The 24,636-nt window shown below is 60.5% G+C and carries 19 protein-coding genes; 5 read left to right on the forward strand and 14 right to left on the reverse strand.

Translation table 11 applies throughout. The features are described 5' to 3' along the window. The first annotated feature begins 46 nt into the window (after positions 1–46). From L0U84_RS42975 to L0U84_RS42990, 4 genes are all read left to right on the forward strand, one after another. Positions 47–1,474, forward strand: a complete 1,428-nt coding sequence (locus L0U84_RS42975; RefSeq protein WP_442794139.1) for a UvrD-helicase domain-containing protein — start codon at positions 47–49, stop codon at positions 1,472–1,474. Positions 1,475–1,624: 150 nt separating this feature from the next. Further along, complete coding sequence (locus tag L0U84_RS42980; protein WP_233860209.1) at positions 1,625–2,059, forward strand: site-specific integrase; 435 nt, start codon at positions 1,625–1,627, stop codon at positions 2,057–2,059. Between the two features lie 226 nt (positions 2,060–2,285). Continuing rightward, positions 2,286–2,684 (forward strand): hypothetical protein, encoded by a 399-nt coding sequence (locus L0U84_RS42985; protein WP_233860210.1) that lies wholly within the window; start codon positions 2,286–2,288, stop codon positions 2,682–2,684. Between the two features lie 50 nt (positions 2,685–2,734). Beyond that, positions 2,735–4,366 carry an NAD(P)-binding protein gene (locus L0U84_RS42990; protein WP_233860211.1) on the forward strand — a complete coding sequence of 544 codons (1,632 nt, stop codon included), beginning with the start codon at positions 2,735–2,737 and terminating at the stop codon, positions 4,364–4,366. Positions 4,367–4,851: 485 nt separating this feature from the next. On the opposite strand, the gene L0U84_RS42995 is transcribed toward L0U84_RS42990, so the two are convergent. Further along, positions 4,852–5,160, reverse strand: a complete 309-nt coding sequence (locus tag L0U84_RS42995; RefSeq protein ID WP_233860212.1) for a hypothetical protein — start codon at positions 5,158–5,160, stop codon at positions 4,852–4,854. Positions 5,161–5,507: 347 nt separating this feature from the next. On the opposite strand from L0U84_RS42995, the gene L0U84_RS43000 reads away from it, so the two are divergent. Further along, positions 5,508–5,984: a hypothetical protein gene (locus L0U84_RS43000; RefSeq protein ID WP_233860213.1), complete on the forward strand. Its 477-nt coding sequence runs from the start codon at positions 5,508–5,510 to the stop codon at positions 5,982–5,984. On the opposite strand, the gene L0U84_RS43005 is transcribed toward L0U84_RS43000, so the two are convergent. From L0U84_RS43005 to L0U84_RS43065, 13 genes are all read right to left on the reverse strand, one after another. Beyond that, the gene (locus L0U84_RS43005; RefSeq protein WP_233860214.1) at positions 5,978–7,084 is read right to left on the reverse strand and encodes a helix-turn-helix domain-containing protein; all 1,107 of its coding nucleotides are present in this window, start codon (positions 7,082–7,084) and stop codon (positions 5,978–5,980) included. The two genes, L0U84_RS43000 and L0U84_RS43005, sit on opposite strands and share 7 nt — an antisense overlap. Positions 7,085–7,267: 183 nt before the next feature. Beyond that, a complete protein-coding gene (locus L0U84_RS43010) occupies positions 7,268–8,740 on the reverse strand; it encodes an ISNCY family transposase (protein WP_442794054.1) in 1,473 nt (490 codons plus the stop codon). A 394-nt stretch (positions 8,741–9,134) separates the two neighbouring features. Next, positions 9,135–10,667 carry an acetyl-CoA acetyltransferase gene (locus L0U84_RS43015; RefSeq protein WP_233860216.1) on the reverse strand — a complete coding sequence of 511 codons (1,533 nt, stop codon included), beginning with the start codon at positions 10,665–10,667 and terminating at the stop codon, positions 9,135–9,137. Between the two features lie 78 nt (positions 10,668–10,745). Next, the gene (locus L0U84_RS43020; protein WP_233860218.1) at positions 10,746–11,678 is read right to left on the reverse strand and encodes an electron transfer flavoprotein subunit alpha/FixB family protein; all 933 of its coding nucleotides are present in this window, start codon (positions 11,676–11,678) and stop codon (positions 10,746–10,748) included. 13 nt (positions 11,679–11,691) lie between these two features. Further along, positions 11,692–12,441 carry an electron transfer flavoprotein subunit beta/FixA family protein gene (locus L0U84_RS43025; RefSeq protein WP_233860220.1) on the reverse strand — a complete coding sequence of 250 codons (750 nt, stop codon included), beginning with the start codon at positions 12,439–12,441 and terminating at the stop codon, positions 11,692–11,694. 45 nt (positions 12,442–12,486) lie between these two features. Further along, positions 12,487–12,813: a hypothetical protein gene (locus tag L0U84_RS43030; protein WP_233860222.1), complete on the reverse strand. Its 327-nt coding sequence runs from the start codon at positions 12,811–12,813 to the stop codon at positions 12,487–12,489. Positions 12,814–12,873: 60 nt separating this feature from the next. Beyond that, the gene (locus L0U84_RS43035) at positions 12,874–13,815 is read right to left on the reverse strand and encodes a hydroxymethylglutaryl-CoA lyase (protein ID WP_233860224.1); all 942 of its coding nucleotides are present in this window, start codon (positions 13,813–13,815) and stop codon (positions 12,874–12,876) included. 1 nt (position 13,816) lies between these two features. After that, the gene (locus L0U84_RS43040; protein WP_233860226.1) at positions 13,817–15,871 is read right to left on the reverse strand and encodes an acetyl/propionyl/methylcrotonyl-CoA carboxylase subunit alpha; all 2,055 of its coding nucleotides are present in this window, start codon (positions 15,869–15,871) and stop codon (positions 13,817–13,819) included. A gap of 52 nt (positions 15,872–15,923) precedes the next feature. Further along, a complete protein-coding gene (locus tag L0U84_RS43045) occupies positions 15,924–16,709 on the reverse strand; it encodes an enoyl-CoA hydratase/isomerase family protein (protein ID WP_233860228.1) in 786 nt (261 codons plus the stop codon). 49 nt (positions 16,710–16,758) lie between these two features. Beyond that, positions 16,759–18,366 (reverse strand): carboxyl transferase domain-containing protein, encoded by a 1,608-nt coding sequence (locus L0U84_RS43050; RefSeq protein WP_233860230.1) that lies wholly within the window; start codon positions 18,364–18,366, stop codon positions 16,759–16,761. A gap of 28 nt (positions 18,367–18,394) precedes the next feature. Continuing rightward, complete coding sequence (locus L0U84_RS43055; protein WP_233860232.1) at positions 18,395–19,576, reverse strand: isovaleryl-CoA dehydrogenase; 1,182 nt, start codon at positions 19,574–19,576, stop codon at positions 18,395–18,397. Positions 19,577–19,646: 70 nt separating this feature from the next. Beyond that, entirely contained in the window at positions 19,647–23,141 is a 3,495-nt protein-coding gene (locus tag L0U84_RS43060) for an indolepyruvate ferredoxin oxidoreductase family protein (RefSeq protein WP_233860234.1), read from the reverse strand. Positions 23,142–23,169: 28 nt separating this feature from the next. Further along, positions 23,170–24,618, reverse strand: a complete 1,449-nt coding sequence (locus L0U84_RS43065; RefSeq protein ID WP_233860236.1) for an MFS transporter — start codon at positions 24,616–24,618, stop codon at positions 23,170–23,172. Positions 24,619–24,636: the final 18 nt, after the last annotated feature.

Consider the following 24,636-nt stretch of genomic DNA (forward strand, 5'->3'; position numbering starts at 1 on the left):
GTACCGCGTGAAGAGGACCTTTACTCCAACGGCGGAGCAGGAGGCCGTGATCGAGGCGGCGGGTGGCGCCGGGGACCTGAAGATCAAGGCATTTGCTGGCGCGGGCAAGACCTCCACGCTACAACTCGTGGCCCAACACTTCGACCAGCGGCGCGGCATGTATCTCGCGTTCAACCGTGAAATCGCAGCAAGCGCCGCCCGGCGATTCCCGCCTCACGTCGACTCCCGGACGATGCATTCGCTGGCGTGGGCATCCGTCAGCCCATCGCTGCGAAACAGGATGAGTCTTCATGGCGAGCCACCGCATGAACTGGCTGCACGTTACGGGCTTGGCGCGCTGGAAGTGAGAACGGTGACGGGCAAGGCCGTCGAGGTCACCCCGTTCGAGATCGGGCGGATGATCGCCGATGGACGGGACCGGTTCTGCCGGTCCGCTGACATCAAGCCGGCAGTGGAGCATATCGTAGTCGACGAAAAAATTGACGATGCGGTGGCCGCGCAGTTGCGCCTCTATCTGCTGCCTTACGTCCAGCGTCTGTGGGAAGAGGGCGCGGCTGCGCGCGCCGTGGGTGCCGTTTCGCCTGACGTGCTCCTGAAGCTCTGGGCGCTTTCAGAGCCACGCATTGAAGCCGACTACCTCCTGTTCGACGAGGCGCAGGACAGCGACGGTGTCATGCTGTCGGTGCTCGGGCGGCAGCGCCACGCGCAGATCATCTACGTGGGCGACCCGTACCAGCAGATCTATGAGTGGCGGGGCGCGGTCAATGCGATGGCGCAGATCGACGCGCCCGAATGCGCGCTCACGGAGTCGTTCCGCTTTGGCACCACGTTCGCGGCGCTTGCCAGCCGCCTGCTCGCACTGCTCGGTGAGCGCACGTCCATACGTGGGCAGGTGACCATCGGCTCGATCATGGTGGACGATCCTGCGATAGCGCCGCCGGTCGACGCGGTCCTGTGCCGCAAGAACGTCACGGCGATCTGGCAGTTTGCCGCGGGACTCGAGGCGGGACATCGCCCGGCGATCCGGATGAGTCCGGCCGAGATTCTCGCCTACGCCGATGGCGCGGACCGGCTGCTGGCCGGCCAGCGCGCGTTCCGCCCGGCGGCGTTTTCGCTGTTCGAGAACTGGGGCGACGCACAGGCGTTTGCGCGCAGTGCGTTTGGCCAGGACCTGCTGCCAGTGGTGCAGATCGTGGACGAACTCGGTACCGGCTATTTGCGGGCCCTGGCGCAGCGCTCGGCGGCGGAAGGCTCCGTCGGCTATGTGATCTCGACTGTCCACCGCGCGAAGGGCCTCGAATGGAAGCGGGTCAGGGTGGCGAACGATTTCCGCCTGCGCGGTGCCGACGGCAGCCCGATGCCGGACGACGATGAGCTTCGCCTGCTCTACGTGGCGGTCACGCGCGCGCAGCATGTCCTCGACATTTCCGGGCTGCGTGACGAGCTGCTGCGGCTCTTCAGTCTTCGGCGCTAGTCGGCGTATTCGTCCTTTTCGTGCATTTTCCGGCGTTTTGCATGAAAAAACGCTTTCAAATCAAATACGTGAAAATACGTTAAGTCGCAAAAGCCTCTGAGGCCGCTCAGTCTTGCTGCAAGCAGCTTCTTGCGCCGTTACCGCCAGAAAATGCACGAAAAAAACAAATACCCCGACACGCCACTCATCCCGGCGTTGGAGGACAACCGCGAGAAGGCCGCACGCAAGGCCGCAGAGGCGGCCGCGGGCGTTGAGGTGATCGAGGCGGTGAACGATGTGCGCCGGCCGCTGCGGGAGCGTCCCGTGGCGCCCGGGCAGCTCTACGACGCGGTCAAGCGGTTTTTCGGGAATGCGGCGAGCGCTGCGGCGCTGGAGTCGCCTGAACTCGGGACGAAGTTCGGGAAGGAGTCGACCCGCTGGCTGCGGCACACCTTCGGCTCGCACGCCGTGGCGAAGGGTATGGCGCTGGAGACGGCGCGTAACTTTCTCGGGCACGCGTCGTTGACGACGACCAGCATATATTCCACAGCCGAAATCGCGCGACAATACCGCGAGGTCGACGAGTTTCTCGCAGACTCGATCTGAATGCGGTGCTGCCGGGTGCAACACACCCCCTTGGATCGTGGCTTGCCCGCAACGCCAGGTGGGCCCAGATAATGCTGGCAGCTGGTATGGGCACCGCCGGGGCAGGAATGGCTGCGGAGCGCCGTCCTGCGCGCACAGTGGGCTTGCGCGCGTTCACGAGACACTCCGGTAGACCGGATTATCGTCCCGGAGTACGCTGACAGAGAGCATCGGTCGCGGAGCTGATATGGTACTTATTCGCAGGGAGCGCAGACCCGATTACGCGGTGCACTGGCGCCATGACGATGTCGAATGGGCCCTCCACGACGGCCTCGTGATTGCCCTTGTGCCGTCGCGTTATGCCTTCGATGGCGCATTCCATCTCGTCAGCACAAAGCTGAACGAGATCCGGCGACGGAAGCCGGGGGCCGGTGGCAGACTGGTCCTCGACACAGCCGGGGAATGGATATGGCCGGACACGCAGGTGATTGATTTCGACCGATACACGCGCACTTACAACCTCGCGCATTGGCGCATTTCCCTAGCCCTCGCCGATGGCGAGAGTCTCGAAGCTGCTGGCAACCGTCAGTTCGCTGAGCATAGCGAGGCACTCGCATGGTCTCAGCACGCAGTGACTGACCAATAACGAGCGTAAAACCGAAAGAAGTTCCGGCCGCATCGCGACAGGAGCCAATAATGTCGGACGACAGGGTTGCGCAGGTCTTAAGTCTCCACCGAATTTCTCCCCGATGCTACGACCTCAGCAGCGTTCGGACCGGCAGCGTCAAGGATCAACTGGTCAGGGCGACTCTGCTAGCCGATGCCTTGGTGAAATCGGGCATCATTGTCGTCGACCCGGATCCCCCGGACGATCCCGACGAAGCAGCGGAAGCTGCCCAAAAGAAGCGACTCCTCGTTTTTGGCGCAGGCGTTTCCGGGATTGCACTCGCGTTGACTGCAGCCGAGCAGGGCGCTGATGTCACGGTTATTGAAACGAAGACCTATGCGTTCGGTTCCTGGGGCACCTGCAACTGGCGAACAGTTGACCCTACCGAATACGACTGGCCACATCCGCACTGGAACCAGAGCAAACTGCCCGCGCAACTACCCGGTCGTCCAACGCCACCGACCCGCCCCCTCGCGCTGCCGCCGAGCAGGGCATCAGGGGTAGGGCTTGTTACGGCGTGGACGAACACGCACGGCGCGATCCTTTATTCGGGCGGGGCACCGGTAGCCTACGGCAACAACCATGGCTCGGTTTGCATTCTTTACGACCACGACGCCAATGAGCTATCCATCGATGACAGCGCAGCCGCCATCGAACTAGCCAGGCGTGACCCCGGAGACCTCATGATGTCGGTTTCTAAGACCATGCAGACGCCACTTGTTCGGGTGAGGACGCACTGGAACAAGTTGCCAACGTGGGTTGACGAGCCGTTCGCGGCGGTTGTTTCGTGCATCGGCTTTGGCATCGAGATAACGTACGAGAAGCCCCCGAAGGGCCACGCGCCCGCCTGGAACGGCTTCAAAGGCCACGGTTTCTGGCAGGACGATGATGGTATGTGGGTCAACGGATTCAAACCCGGGCCGGGGGGCGCGATACCGAGCGCAATTCTCATCTCGGGCTCCGGGGATGGAGCCATGCAGGATTTCCAGAGGGCTACCACACGGCTGTTCGGCCTGGACCTTTACGACGAGATATTGCGCTCCGTCGGCCCCGGACGGTTCACGCCCGAAAATGCGATGCTGGACGCCTCGCTTGCCGAAGACTACGCGCGCCGGGCTCACGGGTGGAGACCTGCCGGATCCTCCCTCGCAGAGTCGTTCGCCTACTGGGATGACCAGTATGCTCGCGCGATACACGAGGTCTGGACGCGGTGGACTGCGCACGAGCAGTCATCGGTCGCCAACCGTGTGCTGAGGCCCGAGGTGTTGAACGGTTTGCTGGGGCTCACCTCGTCCGGGACACGCGTTCGGTGGGTAATACGGGAAGCAGTACCGACCTATTCTTACGGACTCAACCGCTTTCTAAGCATGCTGGTGGTCAAACTGATGGAGCACGTGCTGCGGCCGCCCATCGCACCTGTTCTCCTGCTGAGGCATCAAATCGCCGCCATTGCGCCGGTTGCGCCTCATACCTGTGTTGGCGACCCCCAACTCTGCTACGGGGAAAAGCACGAGGTCGTGTTGACTGACCTGGACACAAACTCCGCCCTTCCTCCCGCACCGTACGACGTCATTTTGATCAGGCATGGTCAGGATCCGGCGCCGTTGTTGGGTGGAGCATCGGTGCCGGAGCAGCAGGTGCCATTTGATTTGCCTCGATAGCAGAGTACGCGGCTCAGGGCCGCCGACCTCCTCATTGGCCGGAGTGCAGCGATTTTAAAAATCTATGGCTTGCAAGCTTTTTCGGTCAGCCGTGGCCTGCGTCTTTCACCAGGATGATTACACTCGCTGGATTCGTGACGAGATTTCGTTAGACTGCCTTGCCTCCGTCGCGGCAGCGGGGTTGAGCCACCGGTCGACCTCAGACGAAGGGAAACAACGTTCCAACGAACATGGTAAGGCAATGGTTTGTCTGGGAATCGCACAGTTAAGACAAGTGGCGACGATGGTTCGGGTTGAAGGGTATGCCAAAATGCCGATTTTGCGATCAATTCGTCTCTTCCTCGCCCTTCAGCCGACATGAACGCGAGACGGTATCCACACCACCATGCGCCCGAGAATCCACCTGGCGTAGGCCACCGCGCATTGAGGATGCGTCTCACTTTGCGCACGAGCGCTCGGGTCTACATCCACCTCGCTTGGTCACCTCATCGCTCTGTGCTTTTTTTGTCTGCATCGCGCTTTTGCATTAACCGATCAAGGATTCCAGTAGCCGTTCGCACTTCTGACTTAAGCGGTTGCGCAGGAAACAGGGTCTCCAGACCCATAATCCGATCGAATCCCGCGACTATTCTGAGGAAGGTCGTTAAAGAATCGCTGTCTTTTAGTTCGAAGCGCTTGTAACTGCGCAGCGGCACACCGCAGTGCAAGGCAAATGCAGCCTGCGAGAATCCGAGCCTCTGCCGCTCAAAGCGCACTCTGTCGGCGAGTTTTTCTTTGACTACCTCTATGGACATTTCTCGCGCCAACTCGAAGGTCGGACCTGGCATTTCGCCCCCTTGGTGCCAATATAGGCACCAAATCTGTGGATAACTTCGTTTTGAAGATGATATTTCGATTCGGAAGTGCAAGCAAGCCGTTATACTTCGCCAACCGGCATGCAACCATCAGCGATACGTCTCTTCATCTTCGAAATAACCATTAACAAGAAGGCTGAACTTTGCGCTTTTTGATTGTCGATACAAACTGTTTTCTGCGAATCTATCACTCACCCTTACGGCCTTTCTTGGGAGTTCAGGTAGGTGATTACAAGGTTGTTACTCTGCAATCATTGATCGACGAATTTTTGCATAGTGAGCGCTTGATGACCGATTACGCGTGGCTACAACAAGACATCGCGAAAGAAACAGCCGAGGCGTTTTCGATTGCCACGTCGAAAGAAGACGAAGACGACATTTTTGCGGAACTCAACCAGCTGCGGCCTTGGGCGAATAAGTTGCTTGAGAACTTCTGCCAGAAAGCGGGAATAGGGCTCCGCCAACTGTCCCGGCGCGACGCGTTATTGCTAGCAACGGCAGCGGTATTCGAGAGTGTTATCGCGAGCGATGAATGGCCGTTGAAATTTGTTGTCGACGAATTGATCGGTGGCGGTGACGACTACCAGATCGAAATCGTCACCAGCATCCACGTCCTTCACATGTTGGAGACTAACGGCCACATCTCAAGCGACGAAAGGCGGAGCACCGTACGCTCGTGGCTCCTCTGGGACGAAAAGCTACCTCGCGGATGGCGCGATACCTATTTGGAACTATTCAAGGAACAAGCGCCGCGACTTCAATGAAATCTGTGTTTTGTAAGAAAATGAGAAATCTCAAGCGCGTCCTGAAGCGAAATGTTCATCACTGACGCGATAAAGGCGGGCGATCGACCGCCTTCTTCATGCTGCCACTGGGCAAGCGCTTTGAAAAACGGCGTATGGAAAATTTTTTCGCATCCCGCAATGTAAGTGGCAACGTCGAATTTTTCGCTCCCGAAAAGTGCATGCCCCACCGTTGGCACCATTGCTCGTGTGTTAGTCCACTCAGCCCAAAATTCATCAGTTTCGAGCTCGGACTTATTTTCATTTAACGCCAAGGCCGCGCGATCAATTTGTCGAACTACGGTGACAATCGAAATGTCGTGAGCACTCGCATAGAAGCGGGCCTTCGACATCGGATCGTCGCTCGCCTTAATTTCTCCCAATGCTTTTTCGGCAACGACCCGAGGGAATAGTAATTCCTGTGCAAACCGCTCAGCAAAGAGTTCACCCTCATCACCTTGCAATGCGTGCAGGGTATAACAGTGCGCCAGTTCGTGCGCGAGCCAATAGTTGAAGTCATCGCTTCTGGCGTTAAGGCTGAACACTACCCACGAAGACTTGCTATCTGGAAGATAAACGCTTAAAGCATTTTCATGCCCCACTTTATCCTCGCCCCACATAACGGGTATAAGAACCGAGCCGAAAAGCTCATGGAGCTTAATCAAATGATCGCGAGTCAGTGGCTCGATCGAGGACAGGCCTGCGCGCTCCCGAGTCTGCGCGGCAGCCTTTTGGATGTACGCTTCGTCCTGCGATGGAGCCTGTAACACGGCAGGGGAAAACAGATTCTCAATCGGCACCAAGCGAGCAAGTTCACGCAGATGCCGAGCCAGTTCGGACGCTGCTTCGATCGCGGCGCCAGTAACCGGCAAATTTTTCTTTGATCTATATGCAACAACGGGCTCTGGGAGCGACATGCTCGTCGAGAGCAGCAAATCAATGTCGACTCCGAGCGTGTCCGCGAGTGCTCTAAGTTTCTTAGGTCGAGGGAGCGACTCTCCCGACAACCAATTCGATACGGCCTCGCGACTGACATCGCACGCACTGGCGAGGTCGGCCTGGTTCAGGTCGAGTCGCGCCATCTTCTCGTGGATTAAATTTGTGTTCAGCATGGTTGACAAATAGTACTCACTAGACCGAAGTCAGTCAAGTTTTGTCAAGTTCAGGCAACACGAAACCGTGTTAGCGGTCCTGAAAATTTGCCCCAACATCGCGTGTTAACTGTATACTTATGTCCCCGCTAAGTTCAAACGTCGTGGTGCCAGCTAAATAGAAATGTCGGGTTTTTCTCGCTGTTTCCGGTCTTTTTTCAAGGTTTTGGGGTGGGGCGGCGAAGCCGCCCCCCGTCCGTCCCTCATTTTTGTGCTGACTTCGAGAATCGCCTGATTAAGGTCGGCGACCTCGATTGCGCGCTGCTTCTTCAGCCCGATCAGCGCCTTCTTTGCCTGGACCTGCTCGCCGCAGTGCGTGCGTGATGGGGAGCCCGCTGCCCGGCGATCGTCGCGGATGGCCTGAACCCGGCGGGCGACTTCCAGTGCGCCCGCGAGGCGCTTGTTCTCGATCTCCGCGCCCTGATCGATATGGGTGATGCGGTCATATTGCCGGTACGGCAGTACCTCGCCACGGGCCTGCACCTCGATCACGCCATCGGGATACTCGACGACCTCGACATATTCATGCATGAGCCCCCGGCTGACGGGTGTGTCATCGAGCAGGTACAGCACCCGATCGTACTGCACCGTCAGCGCATTCGAGATCCTGCGCGGGACACGGTAGGCCAGGATCTGCCGCAGATCCTCGTCGTCGCGCAGCGGCCGGTGTGCATCGTAGTCGCTCCTGGGTGGCTTGCCGAACCGCCGGTTGAAGTCGGCGATGAAGGAGGGCGCATACGCATTCGCGGCGTCCCGCGTGCTGATGCCGCGCAGCCTCAGCTCCTTGACCAGCCGGTCCTGCAGCGTCTGGTTCGCGCGTTCCACGCGTCCCTTGGCCTGGCTCGTGTTGGCACAGAATCCGTCGATATTGAGCTCATACAGCGCCCGGCCAAACTGGGTGACGCCTTTGCCCGCCGTCTCCGAGCGTTGCTTCACGTAGAAGACGCTGGCCTTGTCGCTGTAGAACGCCACCGGCTTGCCGTGCGCGCCCAGATACTTCGACAGTGCCTCGAAATAGCTGAAGGTCGACTCCGTCGCCGTGAAGTGCAGCGTCATCAGCCGTCCGGTCGCGTCGTCGATGAATACCAGCAGCGTGCAGGCGGGCGCCCGGTCCTCGAACCAGCGGTGATCGCTGCCGTCGATCTGGATCAGTTCGCCCAGACAGGCACGGCGATTACGCGGCTGGTACACCTTCGGCGGGCGATCCCTGCGCGGCACCCACAGTCCCGCGGCAATCATCAGCGTGCGCACCGTTTCGACCGCCAGTTCGATACCATGACATTCCCGCAGCTTCTCGCGCGCCAGCGTCGGCCCGAAATCCGCATAGCGTTCGCGGATCAGCGCCAGCGCCCGCTGCGCCTTGCCGGCAGGCAGCTGGTGGTTGCCTGCACGCCCACGCTTGCCTGACACCAGCCCGGCCACGCCGGCCGCGCCGTAACGCAACACCAGCCGTTCGATCTGGCGCACGCTCAACCCCAGGCGTTCGGCGGCCTGGCCCGGCTTGAGCCGGAACTCGGTCACGGCCTGAATGACCTTCAGCCGATCGATCTCACGCATCGTCATCGTGATCGTCCCAGTCGCGTTCATCGCCGGCTCCCTGAGCGGATGTCCGGCAGTCAAACTACCCAAAACACGACATTTCTATTTAGCGGAAACCCGACATTTCTATTTGGGACCTACAACTTACAAGGTGATAATTTCTTTTATGTTAAATTGTGGGCGGATTGCTAAATGTATACATGCCCAATCGATTGCAAAATTTTGGCCCCACCTCCTTTGGTGAACGAACAGGCGCAAACGAATGCGTCCGTCGCCCTGACCAAAAAAGATCGGCTCACAGTGACATCTGTTCCGGGATAGAGGCTAGCTTTGGCCCGGTCGGCGACTTGCAAAAAACCCCGTCCGTTCGAGTTTAGTTTGCGAGAAGAGTGAACGCTTCCTAGATCCACCGTTGAAGCGAACATTAAGAGGTCGAGCCAATTTAGTCACTGCCGACGGACCAGTTCGCGACTTCGTCGTGGCCTTGTAAAAGAGTGCCCTCAAGGCCCACCGGAGTCCGGTCAGGGTCGCATATACTCCGTAGGGTCTGAGGGTCGTCCGCCGGGACCCGCGCAATCGTCCGAGAGCCATCGTGACAGCGCAATATCACCACCCCGTGGACGATCTGCCCGTCCTTACCGTAAATAACCGTAGACGTTTCGAGGGCCGCTCGTCCTGTATATCGAACAACAAACTTGGGTACCGGGCACCGCTGGCTGTCGGCGCTGGCTTGGACAGATGGATCCCAACACGCGATCGGCCGCTTCGGCCTATCGGTCGAAAGCACCAGACTATGGTGTTTCGTCAGGAATTCCCCTTGACCATACAGCAAGCCAACGCCGCGATCTGTACGCAAGCGGCTGACCATCGAGCAGGCTGCGTGCGTCATGTAGTTGTTCAAAGGGCCGCCGAAGAACGTGAGCCCCCCGGTGACGGTAGGTGAAATTTTGCCTGCGCCCCCCAGAGATCGTAGTGCCATCTTGGGCACGCACGGGAAACAACTATACAGCTCCATCAAGCCAAAGCCGCGATCTCCTGCGATTGCCTGTCCGGCCTTCAGAACTGCCTCTTGAGCATGACTCCTGTAGTATTGGTCGCGATCGAGATAGTCGCGAGGTTCGTTGGCCTTCGCTCCTCCCAAGACATGAACGATCCTGTCTTCGCTGATTCCCTCTGCCCTAGCCCGAGCGAGGCTCATGATGAGTACCGCCCCACCTTGATTTACTGTTGGATTCGCAACCTGAAGCTTCGTATAGGGCCACGCAATCATGCGATTATCCGGAGACGCCCTGCCAATTGCGTCAGCGTTAAACTTTTTTTTGAGCCATGATATTGGATTCGCCTCGGCTACCTGCGAGTACGAAGCCCACAACTCGGCCGACTCCTTCAACGCTTCGCGAGGAGACAGTCCCCAGTGCGCCGCAGTTGCAGTCTCATAGAATGGATAGACGGTAGTTGGTTGATCAACACCCAGTTTCACCGACTGTCGCCGCAAGATTTCCTCTCCCCGCAATATTCTCGGGGCGCTCTGTGACAGAGGCGACCACGGAAGTTCTATGCCCATCTTCCGCGCTTTCACAAGGGTATTGCGTGCCTCAGCGCCGACAATTGCGCAGATATGTTGTTGTCCTCGAGCGATAGAAAGAGCCGCCTCATGCAACAGGCGGACCGGGCTCTCCCCGCCAAGGGGACCATATTCAGCGCGACGGGGCAAGATCCCCAGCCGCGAACAAAGCTGCCCTGCTGGATCATCGTATCGCCAGCTCGCCAGGTTGATCACGTCTAGAGAATCGATCGCCGCCAATAGACGAATGGCCATTTCCTGCCCGACTGCATCTTCGGCGGCGCGACGTAGCGCAGATTCCATCAACGCCAGTGGTTCCAAACCTAGCGATGGAACCGTCGGCCGGTCAACGATTTCACCGATCCCTACGATAACTGGTGTGCGCTCGTCCCGCATAAAAGCTCCTTGCATGCAATCAACGCGAGATACGAAATGTCTTCATCGCATCTCGCGATAGCCGTCTCGCGTATTTAGTGCGCCTGCGAAATCTCAAATTGAAGCGACGAGTTCCGGCACTACTGCGAACAGATTGCCGACGAGGCCGTAGTCCGCCACGCTGAAAATCGGCGCTTCCGGATCCTTGTTGATCGCGACGATCACCTTCGAGTCCTTCATGCCCGCGAGGTGCTGGATCGCACCCGAGATGCCGACCGCCACGTACAGTTGCGGCGCGACGATCTTGCCGGTCTGGCCGACCTGATAGTCGTTCGGCACGAAGCCCGCGTCGACGGCCGCACGCGATGCTCCCAGCGCTGCGCCGAGCTTGTCGGCCAGCGGCTCCAGAACCTTCGTGTAGTTCTCGCCATTGCCCAGACCCCGGCCACCCGACACGATGATCTTCGCGCTCGTCAGCTCCGGTCGGTCCAGCTTCGTCACTTCGCGGCTCACGAACTGCGAGATGCCGGCATCGGCTGCCGCTTCGACCTTTTCGACCGCCGCGCTGCCGCCTTCGGCTGCCACTGCGTCGAAGCCCGTCGAGCGCACCGTGATGACCTTGATCGGATCTTGAGATTGAACAGTCGCGATCGCGTTGCCCGCGTAGATCGGGCGCTCGAACGTGTCGGCGGAATCCACTGCGGTGATGTCGCTGATCTGTGCGACGTCGAGCTTCGCGGCGATGCGCGGCGCGATGTTCTTGCCGTAGGCGGTCGCCGGCGCGAGGATGTGCGTGTAGTTCTTCGCGATGTTCAGCACCGTCGCTTCGACGTTTTCCGCGAGGCCCGCTTCGAGTTGCGGCGCGTCGGCGAGCAGCACTTTCGAAACGCCAGCGATCTTCGCTGCCGCATCAGCCGCAGCCTGCGCGTTGTGACCCGCGACCAGCACGTGAATGTCACCGCCGATCTTCTGCGCCGCTGCGATCGTGTTCAGCGTCGCGGCCTTGATCGACGCGTTGTCGTGTTCTGCAATTACCAGGTTCGTCATTTCTTGTGTCTCCTCACAGCACCTTGGCTTCGGTCTTCAGCTTCTCGACCAGCGTCTTCACGTCCGGCACCTTCACACCGGCGGAGCGCTTCGGCGGCTCGACGACTTTCAGCGTCTTCAGACGCGGCGTGACATCGACGCCGAGGTCTTCGGGCTTGATCGTTTCCAGCGGCTTTTTCTTGGCCTTCATGATGTTCGGCAGCGTCACGTAGCGCGGCTCGTTCAGGCGCAGATCGGTCGTGACGACAGCAGGAAGCGTCAGCGACAGCGTTTCCGCACCGCCGTCCACTTCACGCGACACCGTCGCCTTGCCGTCAGCAACGACGACCTTCGAAGCGAACGTGGCTTGGGGCAGGTTCGCCAAGGCGGCGAGCATCTGGCCGGTCTGATTGGAGTCGTCGTCGATGGCCTGCTTACCGAGGATCACCAGCTGCGGCTGCTCCTTGTCGACCAGCGCCTTCAGCAGCTTGGCGACCGCCAGCGGCTGCAGGTCTTCACCCGATTCGATCAGGATCGCGCGATCCGCGCCGATCGCGAGCGCGGTGCGCAGCGTTTCCTGCGCCTGCGTCACGCCCGCCGACACGGCGATCACTTCACTAACCACACCTGCTTCCTTCAGACGCACCGCCTCTTCCACGGCGATTTCGTCGAACGGATTCATCGACATTTTCACGTTGGCGATGTCGACGCCCGTACCGTCCGATTTCACGCGGACTTTCACGATGTAGTCCACTACCCGTTTAACTGGAACAAGCACCTTCATTTCGAGACCTCGCAAATAACAGGAGTCAACTGAACATGCGCTTAACTACTTCGCTTGCGCCTTGACACGCCCCACCCCAATTGAAATAACGACGTTAGTCACCTGATGCGCTTCACGCCTCGCTTTAGGCGTCTGGCGACGTCCCGATTCGAAACGCTGCCGCGCATTCCGGATGGCAGCATCGAAATCAACTTCAGTGGCCAGGTGCCGATGGTCAACGCTGACTAGCCAGCCATAGCCCGATGCGCACCATCTCAAGCGATTTTCCTCGTACATACGACAAAACCATCGCCATAAATCCGCGTCGTCCCGATTTGCCAGATTCGCCGCTTCCAGTCTGGCCAGCCTTCCGCTCATTTCTATCATCTGCATTCCTAACTCATAAGCTGATGGATTGTCACAGTTGGACTTCCCCTGGCTAATTGCCGGAACTCACGTGGCCTTGGCAAGCAGAGCACGTCCGACCCTCGAGCCGTTTGGCTTGCCAAGGGCACGGCTGATGAAGTCGCCCGCAGCCACTATTGTGTGTATGTCGATACCGGTTTCGATGCCGAGTCCGTTGAGGAGGTACAGCACGTCCTCCGTCGCAACATTGCCCGTCGCGCCTTTCGCATACGGGCAGCCTCCCAGTCCAGCAACAGAGGAGTGAAAGATATTCATGCCGACCTGCATAGCCGCGAAAATGTTTGCCAGTGCCTGACCATAGGTATCGTGAAAATGTCCCGATAGACGTTCCATAGGAAATACACGCGCAGCTTCCTCGACAACCGAAGCAACCTGCATTGCCGTGCCTACTCCGATGGTGTCTGCCAGATCAATCTCATCACAACCGAGATCAGCAAATCTCCTTACAGCGTCAAGAACCGAATCCTGAGATACCGCCCCTTGGTATGGACATCCGAAGCAGCACGAAATGCTTCCGCGCAAGCGTATTCCTGCATCCTTCGCCGCCCTGGCAACGAGAGAAAAGCGATCGCTAGCCTCGGCGATCGAGCAGTTGATGTTGCGCTGGGAAAATGCCTCACTAGCGGCCCCGAAAATCACGGCCTCGTCCACTTTACTTTCCAGCGCGCTTTCCAAACCTCGCTGATTCGGTACCAATGCTGAATAAGTTACGCCGGGACGACGTTCAATCGCCGTCATCACGCGGGCTCCATCAGCCATTTGGGGCACCCATTTCGGAGACACGAATGATGCTGCTTCGATATTGCTCAACCCGGATCCTGACAACCGATTGACAAGTTCGATCTTGATGTCTGTTGGCACTTCGTCCTTTTCTGCCTGTAGGCCATCTCGTGGCCCAACTTCGACAATTTTGACTTGGCCCGGAAGTGCTGCGCCCCTCGGAAGGTCGGCCATCTGAATTTCGTCCATTTCACACCTCGAGAATCAGCAGCTGCGCACCATCGGCGACTTGGTCCCCGACCGCATACAGCACCTCGGCGACCGTGCCGGCCGTCGGCGCGCCGATCGTATGCTCCATCTTCATCGCCTCCATCACGATCAGCGGCGTGCCCTTCTCGACCACCGCGCCGGGCTCGACCAGCACCGCGATCACCTTGCCCGGCATCGGCGCGGTCAGGCGGCCTTCGCCGTGCTCGGCATCGGCGGCATGCGCGAGCAGGTTCTGCCATTCGAATGCGAGCGTCTCGCCATGGCAGAACACGTGGAATCTGTCGCCGTCGATGAACACGCGCCCCGTCACGCGTGCATCGCCGATCGTCGCGCGGAACTCGTGCGCGCCCGCGCCAACCGACCATGAGAAGTCCTCGCGCACGCCATCGTGTTCGAGTGTTTGCACGAGCGCCTGCGCTTCACCGTTGCGCGCGAAGACCACCATGAAGGGGTCATTGCTGGCGTCGTGGGCGGCGTCGTCGATCATGCGCCAGCCGAGCGTTTGCGTGTAACCGCTGTTCAGCCGCCAATGCGACAGCGCATCCCACGGCGACGCGCCGTGCGCGGTGCCACCCTCGCGCGTGAGCAGCGCGGCGCATGCAAGCGCGAGCGCTTCCTTGAACGGCTTTTTCGCCGGCGCGAACAGCGCATCGTGATGACGCTCGATCAAGCCGGTGTCGAGATCGCCGCTCGCGAACGGCTCGCTCGCGACGATGCGCTGCAGAAACTCGACGTTCGTATGCGGCCCAACGACCTCGCACGTATGCAGCGCGCGTGCGAGCCGCGCCAACGCCTCCTCGCGCGTCGCGCCGTGGACGATCAGCTTGGCGATCATCGGATCGTAGAACGGCGTGATCGCGTCGCCCTCGCGCACGCCGCTGTCGATACGCACCGGCGCCTTGCGGCCTGGCTCGCCCTGTCCCGCTGCATCGATCGCGAACTCGACACCCTCGGGCATGCGTAGATGCTTGAGCGTACCCGTGGACGGCAGGAACCCGCGCGCCGGATGCTCGGCGTAGATGCGCACCTCGATCGCGTGGCCGTCGAGCTTCAGTTGCTGCTGCGTGAGCGGCAACGCCTCGCCCGCGGCGACACGCAATTGCCATTCGACCAGATCCTGTCCGGTCACCATCTCGGTGACCGGGTGCTCGACCTGCAGCCGCGTGTTCATCTCCATGAAATAGAACTCGCCGGTCGGCGTCATGATGAACTCGACCGTGCCCGCGCCGACGTAGTTGACCGCGCGCGCGGCGGCCACGGCCGCTTCGCCCATCGCGCGCTTGACCTCGGCGGACAGCCCCGGCGCCGGCGCTTCCTCGAGCACCTTCTGATGACGCCGCTGCACCGAGCAGTCGCGATCGAACAGGTAAACCGCGCCGCCGCGCTGATCGGCGAACACCTGGACTTCTACGTGACGCGGCCGCGTCAGATACTTTTCGATCAGCACGCGATCGTTGCCGAAGCTGCTCGCCGCCTCACGCTTGCACGACAGCAGCGCCGCCGCGAAGTCCGCGCCGCGCTCGACCACGCGCATGCCCTTGCCGCCGCCGCCCGCGCTCGCCTTCAGCAGCACCGGATAGCCGATCGCGTCCGCTTCGCGTTGCAGCAGTTGCGGGTCCTGATCGTCGCCGTGATAGCCGGGCACGAGCGGCACCGCGGCCGCGTGCATCAGCGCCTTCGCCGCTGCCTTCGAGCCCATCGCGGCAATCGCCTCGACCGGCGGCCCGATAAAGACGATGCCGGCCGCCTCGCACGCATGCGCGAAATCTTCGTTCTCGGAAAGAAAGCCGTAGCCCGGATGCACGGCTTGCGCGCCGGTCGCGCGCGCGGCCTCGATGATGCGCTCGATGCGCAGATAGCTTTGCGCCGCCGCCGGGCCGCCGATATGCACCGCTTCGTCGCAGGCGGCGACGTGTTTCGCGTTGGCGTCCGCGTCGGAATACACGGCCACGCTCGCGATGCCGAGCCGCTTGCAGGTTGCCGCAACGCGGCACGCAATCTCGCCCCGGTTGGCGATCAGGATCTTGTTGAACATGAGTGTCTCGATGAAATAGGCGCTGCGGGGCGGTTGTAGTTAGCGGGGCATCTCAGTTGCGCCAGCCCGGCTGGCGTTTTTCGAGGAACGACGCGACGCCTTCGCGGCCTTCGGCGCCGGCGCGCGTCTTCGCAATGCGTGCGGCCGTGTTCTCGATCAGCGCGTCGCTCAACTCCCGGCCCGCGATGTCCTGCACCAGCCGCTTGCAGGCGCGCACCGCTTGCGGTCCGTTCGCGCACAGCGTCTGCGCGAGCTGCGCGACCGTCGCATCGAGCTGCTCCGCGCTCACCGCTTCGCTGACCAGACCCAGCCGCACGGCGCTCGCGCAGTCGAACGCCTCGGCGGTGACGAAGTAGCGACGCGACGCCTGTTCGCCGAGCGCGCGAATCACGTACGGCGCGATCGTCGCGGGAATCAGCCCGAGCCGTGCTTCGGACAGGCAGAAGTGCGCGCTGTCGACCGCGACGACGATATCGCACGCGGCAATCAGGCCCATGCCGCCCGCGTACGCGTCGCCATTCACGCGCGCGATTACCGGCTTGCTGCAGCGATATACGGCCGACAGCATGCCCGCGAGCCGCATCGCGTCGGCACGGTTCTCGTCGTCCGAGTAGCCGGCCATCTTCTTCATCCAGTTCAGGTCGGCGCCCGCGCAGAACGCCTTGCCGTTCGCGGCGAGCACGACCGCGCGCACGTCGTCGTGGGTGTCGAGCGCGGTGAATGCGGCGCTCAGCTCGGCGATCATCGTTTCGTTGAACGCGTTGCGCACCTCCGGACGATTCAGCGTGACCGTCGCGATCTGGCCGGCAATCTCGACCTTCAGCGTTTCGTATTGCATGCGTAGCACTCCTTTGCCTTGCGTCGTCGCCTCGTGGCGCCGTCAGCTATCACATCCTGAAGACGCCGAAGCGCGTCTCTTCGATCGGCGCGTTCAGCGCCGCCGACAGGCCGAGACCGAGCACGTCGCGCGTTTGCGCGGGGTCGATCACGCCGTCGTCCCACAGACGCGCGCTCGCGTAGTACGGATGGCCTTGTTGCTCGTATTGCTCGCGGATCGGCTGCTTGAACGCCTCTTCTTCCTCCGCGCTCCAGCTGCCGCCCTTCGCTTCGATGCCGTCGCGCTTGACGGTGGCGAGCACCGAGGCCGCCTGCTCGCCGCCCATCACCGAGATGCGCGCGTTCGGCCACATCCACAGAAAGCGCGGCGAATAAGCACGGCCGCACATGCCGTAGTTGCCCGCACCGAACGAGCCGCCGATGATCACCGTGAACTTCGGCACCTTCGCGGTCGCAACGGCTGTCACCATCTTCGCGCCGTTGCGCGCGATGCCCTCGTTCTCATACTTGCGGCCGACCATGAAGCCGGTGATGTTCTGCAAAAACACGAGCGGGATCTTGCGCTGGCAGCACAGCTCGATGAAGTGCGTGCCCTTCAGCGCCGACTCCGAAAACAGAATGCCATTGTTCGCGACGATGCCGACCGGATGCCCCCAGATATGCGCAAAGCCACATACGAGCGTCGTGCCGTAGCGCGCCTTGAATTCGTCGAACGCGGAATCGTCGACGATGCGCGCGATCACCTCGCGGATATCGAACGGCTTGCGCGTGTCGACCGGAATCACGCCGTAGATGCTCTGCGTGTCGTAGCGCGGCGGCTTCGGCTCCTGCAACACGAGCGACGCCGGCTTCACGCGATTCAGATTGCCGACGATGCTGCGCGCAATCCCGAGCGCATGCGCATCGTTCTGCGCGAGATGATCGACGACACCCGACAGACGCGTATGCACGTCGCCGCCGCCGAGGTCTTCCGCGCTGACCACTTCACCGGTCGCGGCTTTGACGAGCGGCGGACCGCCGAGAAAAATCGTCCCCTGGTTCTTCACGATGATCGACTCGTCGCTCATCGCCGGCACATACGCGCCGCCCGCGGTGCACGAGCCCATCACGACCGCGATCTGCGGAATGCCCGCCGCCGACAGATTCGCCTGGTTGTAGAAGATGCGACCGAAGTGATCGCGATCGGGAAACACGTCGTCCTGATTCGGCAGATTCGCGCCGCCCGAGTCGACCAGGTACACGCACGGCAGGCGGTTTTCGCTGGCGATCTCCTGCGCGCGCACGTGCTTCTTCACGGTGACCGGATAGTAGGTGCCGCCCTTCACGGTCGCGTCGTTGCAGACGATCACGCACTCCTGCCCCGCGATGCGGCCGATGCCGGTGATCACGCCGGCGCCCGGCGCGTCGTCGTTATACATGCCGTAGGCGGCGAGTTGCGACAGTTCGAGAAAGGGCGTGCCCGGATCGAGCAGTTGCGCGATCCGCTCGCGCGGCAGCAGTTTGCCGCGGCTCGTGTGCTTGTCGCGCGCGGCCTGGCCGCCGCCCTGCGCGAGCAGCTCGATCTTCGCGCGCAGATCTGCGACGAGCGCTTCGAGCGCGGCCGCGTTCGTGCGGAAGTCGTCCGAGCGTGGGTTCAGTTTTGATTCGATGATCGGCATCGCTGTGTCTCCTCTTTCTCGCTCGCGATCACAGCGTTTCGGCAAACAGCTCCCGGCCGATCAGCATGCGACGAATCTCGCTCGTGCCCGCGCCGATTTCATAGAGCTTCGCATCGCGCCACAGACGCCCGACCGGGTACTCGTTGATATAGCCATTGCCGCCGAGAATCTGGATCGCCTCGCCGGCCATCCACGTCGCCTTTTCTGCCGTGTACAGAATCACGCCCGCGCAGTCCTTGCGCACCTGGCGCAGGTGGCCGTTGCCGAGCGTGTCGAGCTGACGGCCCACCGCGTACAGATACGCGCGGCATGCCTGCAGGGTCGTGTACAGATCGGCGACCTTGCCCTGGATCAGCTGGAATTCGCCGATCGACTGGCCGAACTGCTTACGGTCGTGGATATACGGCACGACCGCGTCCATCACCGCGACCATGATGCCGGTCGGACCGCCCGCGAGCACCGCGCGTTCATAGTCGAGACCGCTCATCAGCACCTTGACGCCGCCATTGAGCTGGCCGAGGATGTTTTCCTCCGGCACCTCGACGTCCTGGAACACCAGTTCGCCGGTGTGCGAACCACGCATACCGAGCTTGTCGAGCTTCTGCGCGACCGAGAAACCCTTCATGCCCTTCTCGACGATGAACGCGGTGATGCCGCGCGAGTTCGCTTCAGGATCGGTCTTCGCATAGACGACCAGCGTGTCGCAATCGGGACCGTTGGTGATCCACATCTTGGTGCCGTTCAGCACGTAACGATCGCCCTTCTTCTCGGCGCGCAGCTTCATGCTGACCACGTCCGAGCCCGCGTTCGGCTCGCTCATCGCGAGCGCGCCGACGTGCTCGCCAGACACGAGCTTCGGCAGATACTTGCGCTTCTGCGCGTCGGTGCCGTTGCGATGAATCTGGTTCACGCACAGGTTCGAATGCGCGCCATATGACAGGCCGACCGATGCCGACGCCCGCGAGATTTCCTCCATCGCGACCATGTGCGCGGTATAGCCCATGTTCGCGCCGCCGTACTCCTCGGAGACCGTCATGCCGAGCACGCCGAGGTCGCCGAACTTCTTCCACAGGTCCATCGGAAACTGATCGGTGCGATCGATTTCCCCCGCGCGCGGCGCGATTTCTTTGGCGGCGAACGACGCGATGCTGTCGCGCAGCATTTCGACCTCTTCGCCGAGCGGGAATTTGAGTCCAGGAATCTGTACCATTTCATGTCTCCCTATGTAGGAATCGTTGACTTCCGTGTGCGGCCGGGCGGTTTTGCCGCAAGGGTCGGCATCACGCCGCTACTTTCGACGACCCCTGTCGCGCGGTCTCGCCGTCCTTCAACAACGCAGCGGCGGTCTTCGCAGCAGCGGCCGCATTGCGCTCTCTAACATGTCCGAACCCACGAACCGTCTGCGGCAACTTCGCAAGCTCGGTCGATGTCTTCATCTGCGCTTCGTCAAGATTTTCGGCGAGACGTTTCACGAGTGTCTGGTAGTCTCCAATCGCAGCGCGTTCATTCCGCCGTTCCGCCGTGTAGCCGAACGGGTCAAGCACGGTGCCACGCAAGAATTTCGCTTTCGCGAGAAGGCGAAACGCAGGGACGATCCAGCCGCCGTACTGTTTCTTGATGAGGTGGCCTTTCTCGTCCTTCTTCGCCAACAGGGGTGGCGCCAGATGGAAACGAAGCTTGAAATCCCCTTCGAACTGTCCGTTCAGTCGTGCAAGGAAGTTGGTCTCTGTGAAAAGGCGTGCGACCTCATACTCGTCTTTGTAGGACATCAGCTTGTACAGACTGATCGCCACCTCGCGACTGAACCTGTCGCCACTCACACGACCGGATTCAAGCGCCGCGATCTCGTGGACGAATTGCTCATAGCGGCCCCCATATGCAGCACCCTGATACCCCGTCAATCGGCCAACCCGGTCTGCGACAATCTGTTGAAGAGTCGCTTTGCGCTGGGGCATCGCGATGATGCTAACTTTCTCGAGACCTGCTGCCGAGCGAGCGATCGACAGGTCCAGTGCGGCCTGTCGCCCCCAGGCAAACGCTGACTTGTTCATCTCCACGGCTGCGCCATTCAGCTCAATCGCCCGCACCAGCGATTGCTCCTCGAGTGGAATCATGCCCTTTTGCCATGCGTAGCCGAGCAGAAAAACATTCGTCGCAACCGCGTCGCCCATCAGCGCGGTCGCGATCCGCGACGCCTCCAGCGCGTCGGTCGCTCGCGTATTTGCCTTTACCTGGCTCAACAGGCCGGCTGGGGCGGCCTGCCAGTCGGGATCTCGTGCAAAAGTGCCCGTAGGTGCGACGTCGAGATTGACGATCGCAAGCGTGCGCAGCGGGCTACTCAACGCCATCGCGTCCTTGCTCGCAGCGACCATCATGTCGCACCCGAGGAGAAGATCGGTTTTCCCAGCCGCGACTCGCGCAGCGTGCAACGCTTCCGGCGTTTGAGCAATGCGGATGTGGGACATCACCGCGCCGCCCTTCTGCGCCATGCCCGCCATGTCGAGGACCAACACCCCCTTGCCTTCGATGTGCGCGGCCATCCCCATCAGCGCACCGACCGTGACCACACCGGTGCCGCCGACGCCGGTGACAACGACGTTATACGGCCGTGACAGTCCGGCGATTGTCGGAGCGGGCAAGTCGGTCGGAACTGGAACGCGTGCTTTCGCGGCTTTGCGCAGCTGACCGCCTTCGACGGTAACGAAGCTCGGGCAAAAGCCCTTCACACAGGAGAAGTCCTTATTGCAGGCGCTCTGATCGATCGTGCGCTTCCTGCCCAGCTCCGTTTCGAGCGGCATGATCGAGACGCAATTCGACTGCACGCCGCAATCGCCACAGCCTTCGCAGACTTCTTCGTTGATGACCACCCGGCGCGCAGGATCAACCAGCTTCTTCTGCTTCCGGCGGCGGCGTTTTTCCGCTGCGCAAGTCTGCGCGTAGACAATCACGGTCACCCCTTCGACGTCCCGCAGTTCCTTCTGCAACGCGTCCATCCGATCGCGGTGCAGCACACGGGTGCCTTGCGGCACTGTTACGCCGCTGAACTGCTCCGGCTCGTCACTGACCAAGTGAACCTGCTTAACACCCTCGGCGGCAACCTGATGCAGGATCTGCTGCACGCTGGGGCTCCCTTCGACAGGTTGCCCACCGGTCATCGCCACAGCATCGTTATAAAGAATCTTGTAGGTGATGTTGACACCGGCAGCGATGGCTGCGCGAATGGCAAGGGATCCCGAGTGCATGTATGTGCCGTCACCAAGATTGGCGAAGATGTGACGGGTCGATGTAAATGGAGACTGGCCTACCCACGTTACCCCTTCGCCACCCATCTGCGTGAAGGTTTCGGTCTTCCGATCCATCCACATTGACATGAAGTGACAACCGATACCGGCCACGGCCCGGCTCCCTTCAGGTACCTTGGTCGACGTGTTATGCGGACAGCCCGAGCAAAAATACGGAACTCGCTGAGGGAGGCTGGCATCGAGGCTCATACACGGTGCTTCTGATTCGTCGGTCGTAAGGTAGGCCTGTACACTCGCGGGCAATTCGTCGCGTTCAAAAAGCCGTGCGAGACGCGCGGCGATAGTCGAAGCAATCGTCGCCGCGTTGAGTTCGCCGTTGGGAGAGAGAAGGACGCCGCTTTTCGGAACCTGTACCCACTCCCCCACTTCGTTGTACTTCCCGACGACACGGGGACGAGACGCGACCGGCTCATTGTACAACTGCTCCTTGATTTGATATTCGATGACCTGGCGCTTTTCTTCGACGACCAGAATTTCAGAGAGGCCTTCGGCGAAATCGCGAACACATTGAGGTTCGAGGGGCCACGACACGCCGATTTTCAGTACACGAATGCCGAGTTCACCTGCACGCGCCTCGTCGATTCCGAGCAATGCCAATGCTTCCCGCGTATCGAGATAGCTCTTTCCAGTAGTCACTATCCCGAAGCGGGCAGACGGGGATTCCCAGATCTGGCGATTCAGGCGGTTCAGACGCACATATTCGAGCAGCGCGTAGAGACGTTCACGCTGCAGACGGTTTTCCTGCTCGAGCGGGGCGTCCGGCCAGCGGATCGAGAAACCGTCGGGTGGAACTGGATAAGTGTCTGGAACGCGAATCTCAACGGAGTTCGGATCAACTTCGAACGACGCCGACGTTTCAATGGTGTCGGTGATCGTCTTGAAGCCCACCCAGCACCCGGAGTATCGCGACATGGCCCAGCCGTGCAAGCCGAATTCGAGGAACTCCCGAACGCCTGAGGGGTTCATCACCGGCATCATGGCCGCAATGAACGCATGTTCGCTTTGATGCGGCAGGCTCGATGATTTGCAGTTGTGGTCGTCACCGGCGACGACGAGGACGCCGCCGTTTCTGGACGTGCCGGCAATGTTCCCGTGTTTGAACACATCGCCACTGCGGTCCACGCCAGGCCCCTTGCCGTACCAAAGCGAAAACACGCCATCCACGGTTACGTTCGGGTCCAGATTGACCATCTGGGTGCCCCAGACCGCAGTGGCCGCAAGCTCCTCATTGAGTCCCGGAACAAACTTGATGTTGTGGGACGCCAAATGCTTTTTGGCCCTCCACAGTTCCTGATCGACCGCACCGAGCGGGGAACCACGGTAGCCCGACACAAACCCACCCGTGTTCAGACCCTGGGATTCATCGCGCGCCTTTTGAGCCAGAAGAAGCCTGATCAATGCCTGTGTGCCGGTCATGTAGACACGGCCTTTTGGCAGCTCATACTTGTCGGAAAGGGAAACGGCTGCTGTCATGATGGAATTCCTAGTGATGCCTTGTCTGCTAGTGCGAGATGCTTTCGAGCGACTTGCCTTTGGTTCGAGGTCCAAGCGTTCCGATCGCGATCATCACCACGATCATCGCGCCAGCAATGAACACGAATACGCCGGCTACACCGAAGTCCCTCAAAACGAACGCAATCACGAATGAGCTAAAAACCGCCGACATTCGACTCCATGAATAGACAAATCCGACTGCACGAGCGCGGATTGCCGTTGGGTAGAGTTCCTGCTGGTAGGTGTGGTAGGTGAAGGAAATAATGTTTCCAGCGAGCGTCAGGCAAACGCCCAGCGCGACGACCATAACGGCCGTGCTGACCTGGCTGAACACGAGACCACACACGACGTTCATGCCCGCCATGAAGACAATTACGTGCTTGCGTTCGAAGCGATCTGCAATCCAGTAGCCAAGGAGCGGACCCATGGGCGCCGCGAGACCGATAATTGTCGTGTAAAGAAGACTCGACGTCACGGTGATGCCTTGCTTGACGAGCAGGGTGGGAACCCAGTTAGCGAATCCGAAAAATCCGATGGTCTGAAACACGTGAAAGATAAGAAGCATCACGGTACGTGTGCGATATGGCGGTTTCCACATATCACTGAAACTCGCTTTGCGCACGACCGGCTCAGAAGGACCCGGAGCGGGCAACGATCTGCCATACTCCTTCTCCACCTTGCCTTCGAGCTTTGTGAGAATGGCGTCGGCCTCGTCAACCCGACCTTTGCTCGCAAGCCATCGCGGACTTTCCGGCAGGTTGCGTCGGACCCACCAGATCATCAGCGCGCTGCCACCGCCGAGCAGTACTACCCAGCGCCAGCCGTCGAGGCCGAACGGCGATTGCGGAACCAGTAGATAGGATAGAAACGCGACCACCGGCACAGCGGAGAACCCGATAGCCTGACAAATCGCGAAGGCGCGGCCTCGCAGATGTTTCGGCGCGAGCTCGGACATGTATGTTCCGATCGTAATCAGCTCCACGCCGATGCCGAGCCCGGAAATGAACCGCCAGGCATTCAGGCCCAGTGCCGTGGTTTGAAACACCATTATCGTGTTTCCCACCACATACCAAAGCAGGGCGTAGGTGAAGATAGCGCGCCGACCAAAGCGGTCAGCTAAGAAGCCGCAAGAAATCGTTCCCACAAATAGCCCGCCGAACAATGCAGCGATGAAGCTGGCAACGCCAGACGTGCCAAACAGCCCTGTTGTCGTCGCAGTGAGAATGCCACTGCGTACGAGACCAGGCGCGATATACCCGGTGAACAGAAGATCGTATATTTCGAAAAAAAAGCCCAAACTCAGCAAGGCGATCAGCTTCCAGATCGCGCGTGTTGCTGGCAATCTGTCCATCCGCGCAGAAATTGCGCCACCGTCGGTGCGAGGATGAACGAGCGCTGGATCAGCAACGTTCAGCGTCGGCCGCAACCCTTGCGGGGCGGGGTGTGCACTAGCCATGCTTGTCTCCTGCTGGTT

Origin of the sequence: Paraburkholderia sp. HD33-4 (assembly GCF_021390635.1) — a bacterium.
Lineage (GTDB): Bacteria > Pseudomonadota > Gammaproteobacteria > Burkholderiales > Burkholderiaceae > Paraburkholderia.

Bases quoted from the DNA above. Each gene is read 5' to 3' on its own strand.
- L0U84_RS42980 (WP_233860209.1), top strand. From the start codon at position 1,625: ATGCACGAAAAAAACAAATACCCCGACACGCCACTCATCCCGGCGTTG.
- L0U84_RS42985 (WP_233860210.1), top strand. From the start codon at position 2,286: ATGGTACTTATTCGCAGGGAGCGCAGACCCGATTACGCGGTGCACTGG.
- L0U84_RS42990 (WP_233860211.1), top strand. From the start codon at position 2,735: ATGTCGGACGACAGGGTTGCGCAGGTCTTAAGTCTCCACCGAATTTCT.
- L0U84_RS42995 (WP_233860212.1), bottom strand. From the start codon at position 5,160: ATGTCCATAGAGGTAGTCAAAGAAAAACTCGCCGACAGAGTGCGCTTT.
- L0U84_RS43000 (WP_233860213.1), top strand. From the start codon at position 5,508: ATGACCGATTACGCGTGGCTACAACAAGACATCGCGAAAGAAACAGCC.
- L0U84_RS43005 (WP_233860214.1), bottom strand. From the start codon at position 7,084: ATGGCGCGACTCGACCTGAACCAGGCCGACCTCGCCAGTGCGTGCGAT.
- L0U84_RS43010 (WP_442794054.1), bottom strand. From the start codon at position 8,740: ATGAACGCGACTGGGACGATCACGATGACGATGCGTGAGATCGATCGG.
- L0U84_RS43015 (WP_233860216.1), bottom strand. From the start codon at position 10,667: ATGCAAGGAGCTTTTATGCGGGACGAGCGCACACCAGTTATCGTAGGG.
- L0U84_RS43020 (WP_233860218.1), bottom strand. From the start codon at position 11,678: ATGACGAACCTGGTAATTGCAGAACACGACAACGCGTCGATCAAGGCC.
- L0U84_RS43025 (WP_233860220.1), bottom strand. From the start codon at position 12,441: ATGAAGGTGCTTGTTCCAGTTAAACGGGTAGTGGACTACATCGTGAAA.
- L0U84_RS43030 (WP_233860222.1), bottom strand. From the start codon at position 12,813: ATGCAGATGATAGAAATGAGCGGAAGGCTGGCCAGACTGGAAGCGGCG.
- L0U84_RS43035 (WP_233860224.1), bottom strand. From the start codon at position 13,815: ATGGACGAAATTCAGATGGCCGACCTTCCGAGGGGCGCAGCACTTCCG.
- L0U84_RS43040 (WP_233860226.1), bottom strand. From the start codon at position 15,871: ATGTTCAACAAGATCCTGATCGCCAACCGGGGCGAGATTGCGTGCCGC.
- L0U84_RS43045 (WP_233860228.1), bottom strand. From the start codon at position 16,709: ATGCAATACGAAACGCTGAAGGTCGAGATTGCCGGCCAGATCGCGACG.
- L0U84_RS43050 (WP_233860230.1), bottom strand. From the start codon at position 18,366: ATGCCGATCATCGAATCAAAACTGAACCCACGCTCGGACGACTTCCGC.
- L0U84_RS43055 (WP_233860232.1), bottom strand. From the start codon at position 19,576: ATGGTACAGATTCCTGGACTCAAATTCCCGCTCGGCGAAGAGGTCGAA.
- L0U84_RS43060 (WP_233860234.1), bottom strand. From the start codon at position 23,141: ATGACAGCAGCCGTTTCCCTTTCCGACAAGTATGAGCTGCCAAAAGGC.
- L0U84_RS43065 (WP_233860236.1), bottom strand. From the start codon at position 24,618: ATGGCTAGTGCACACCCCGCCCCGCAAGGGTTGCGGCCGACGCTGAAC.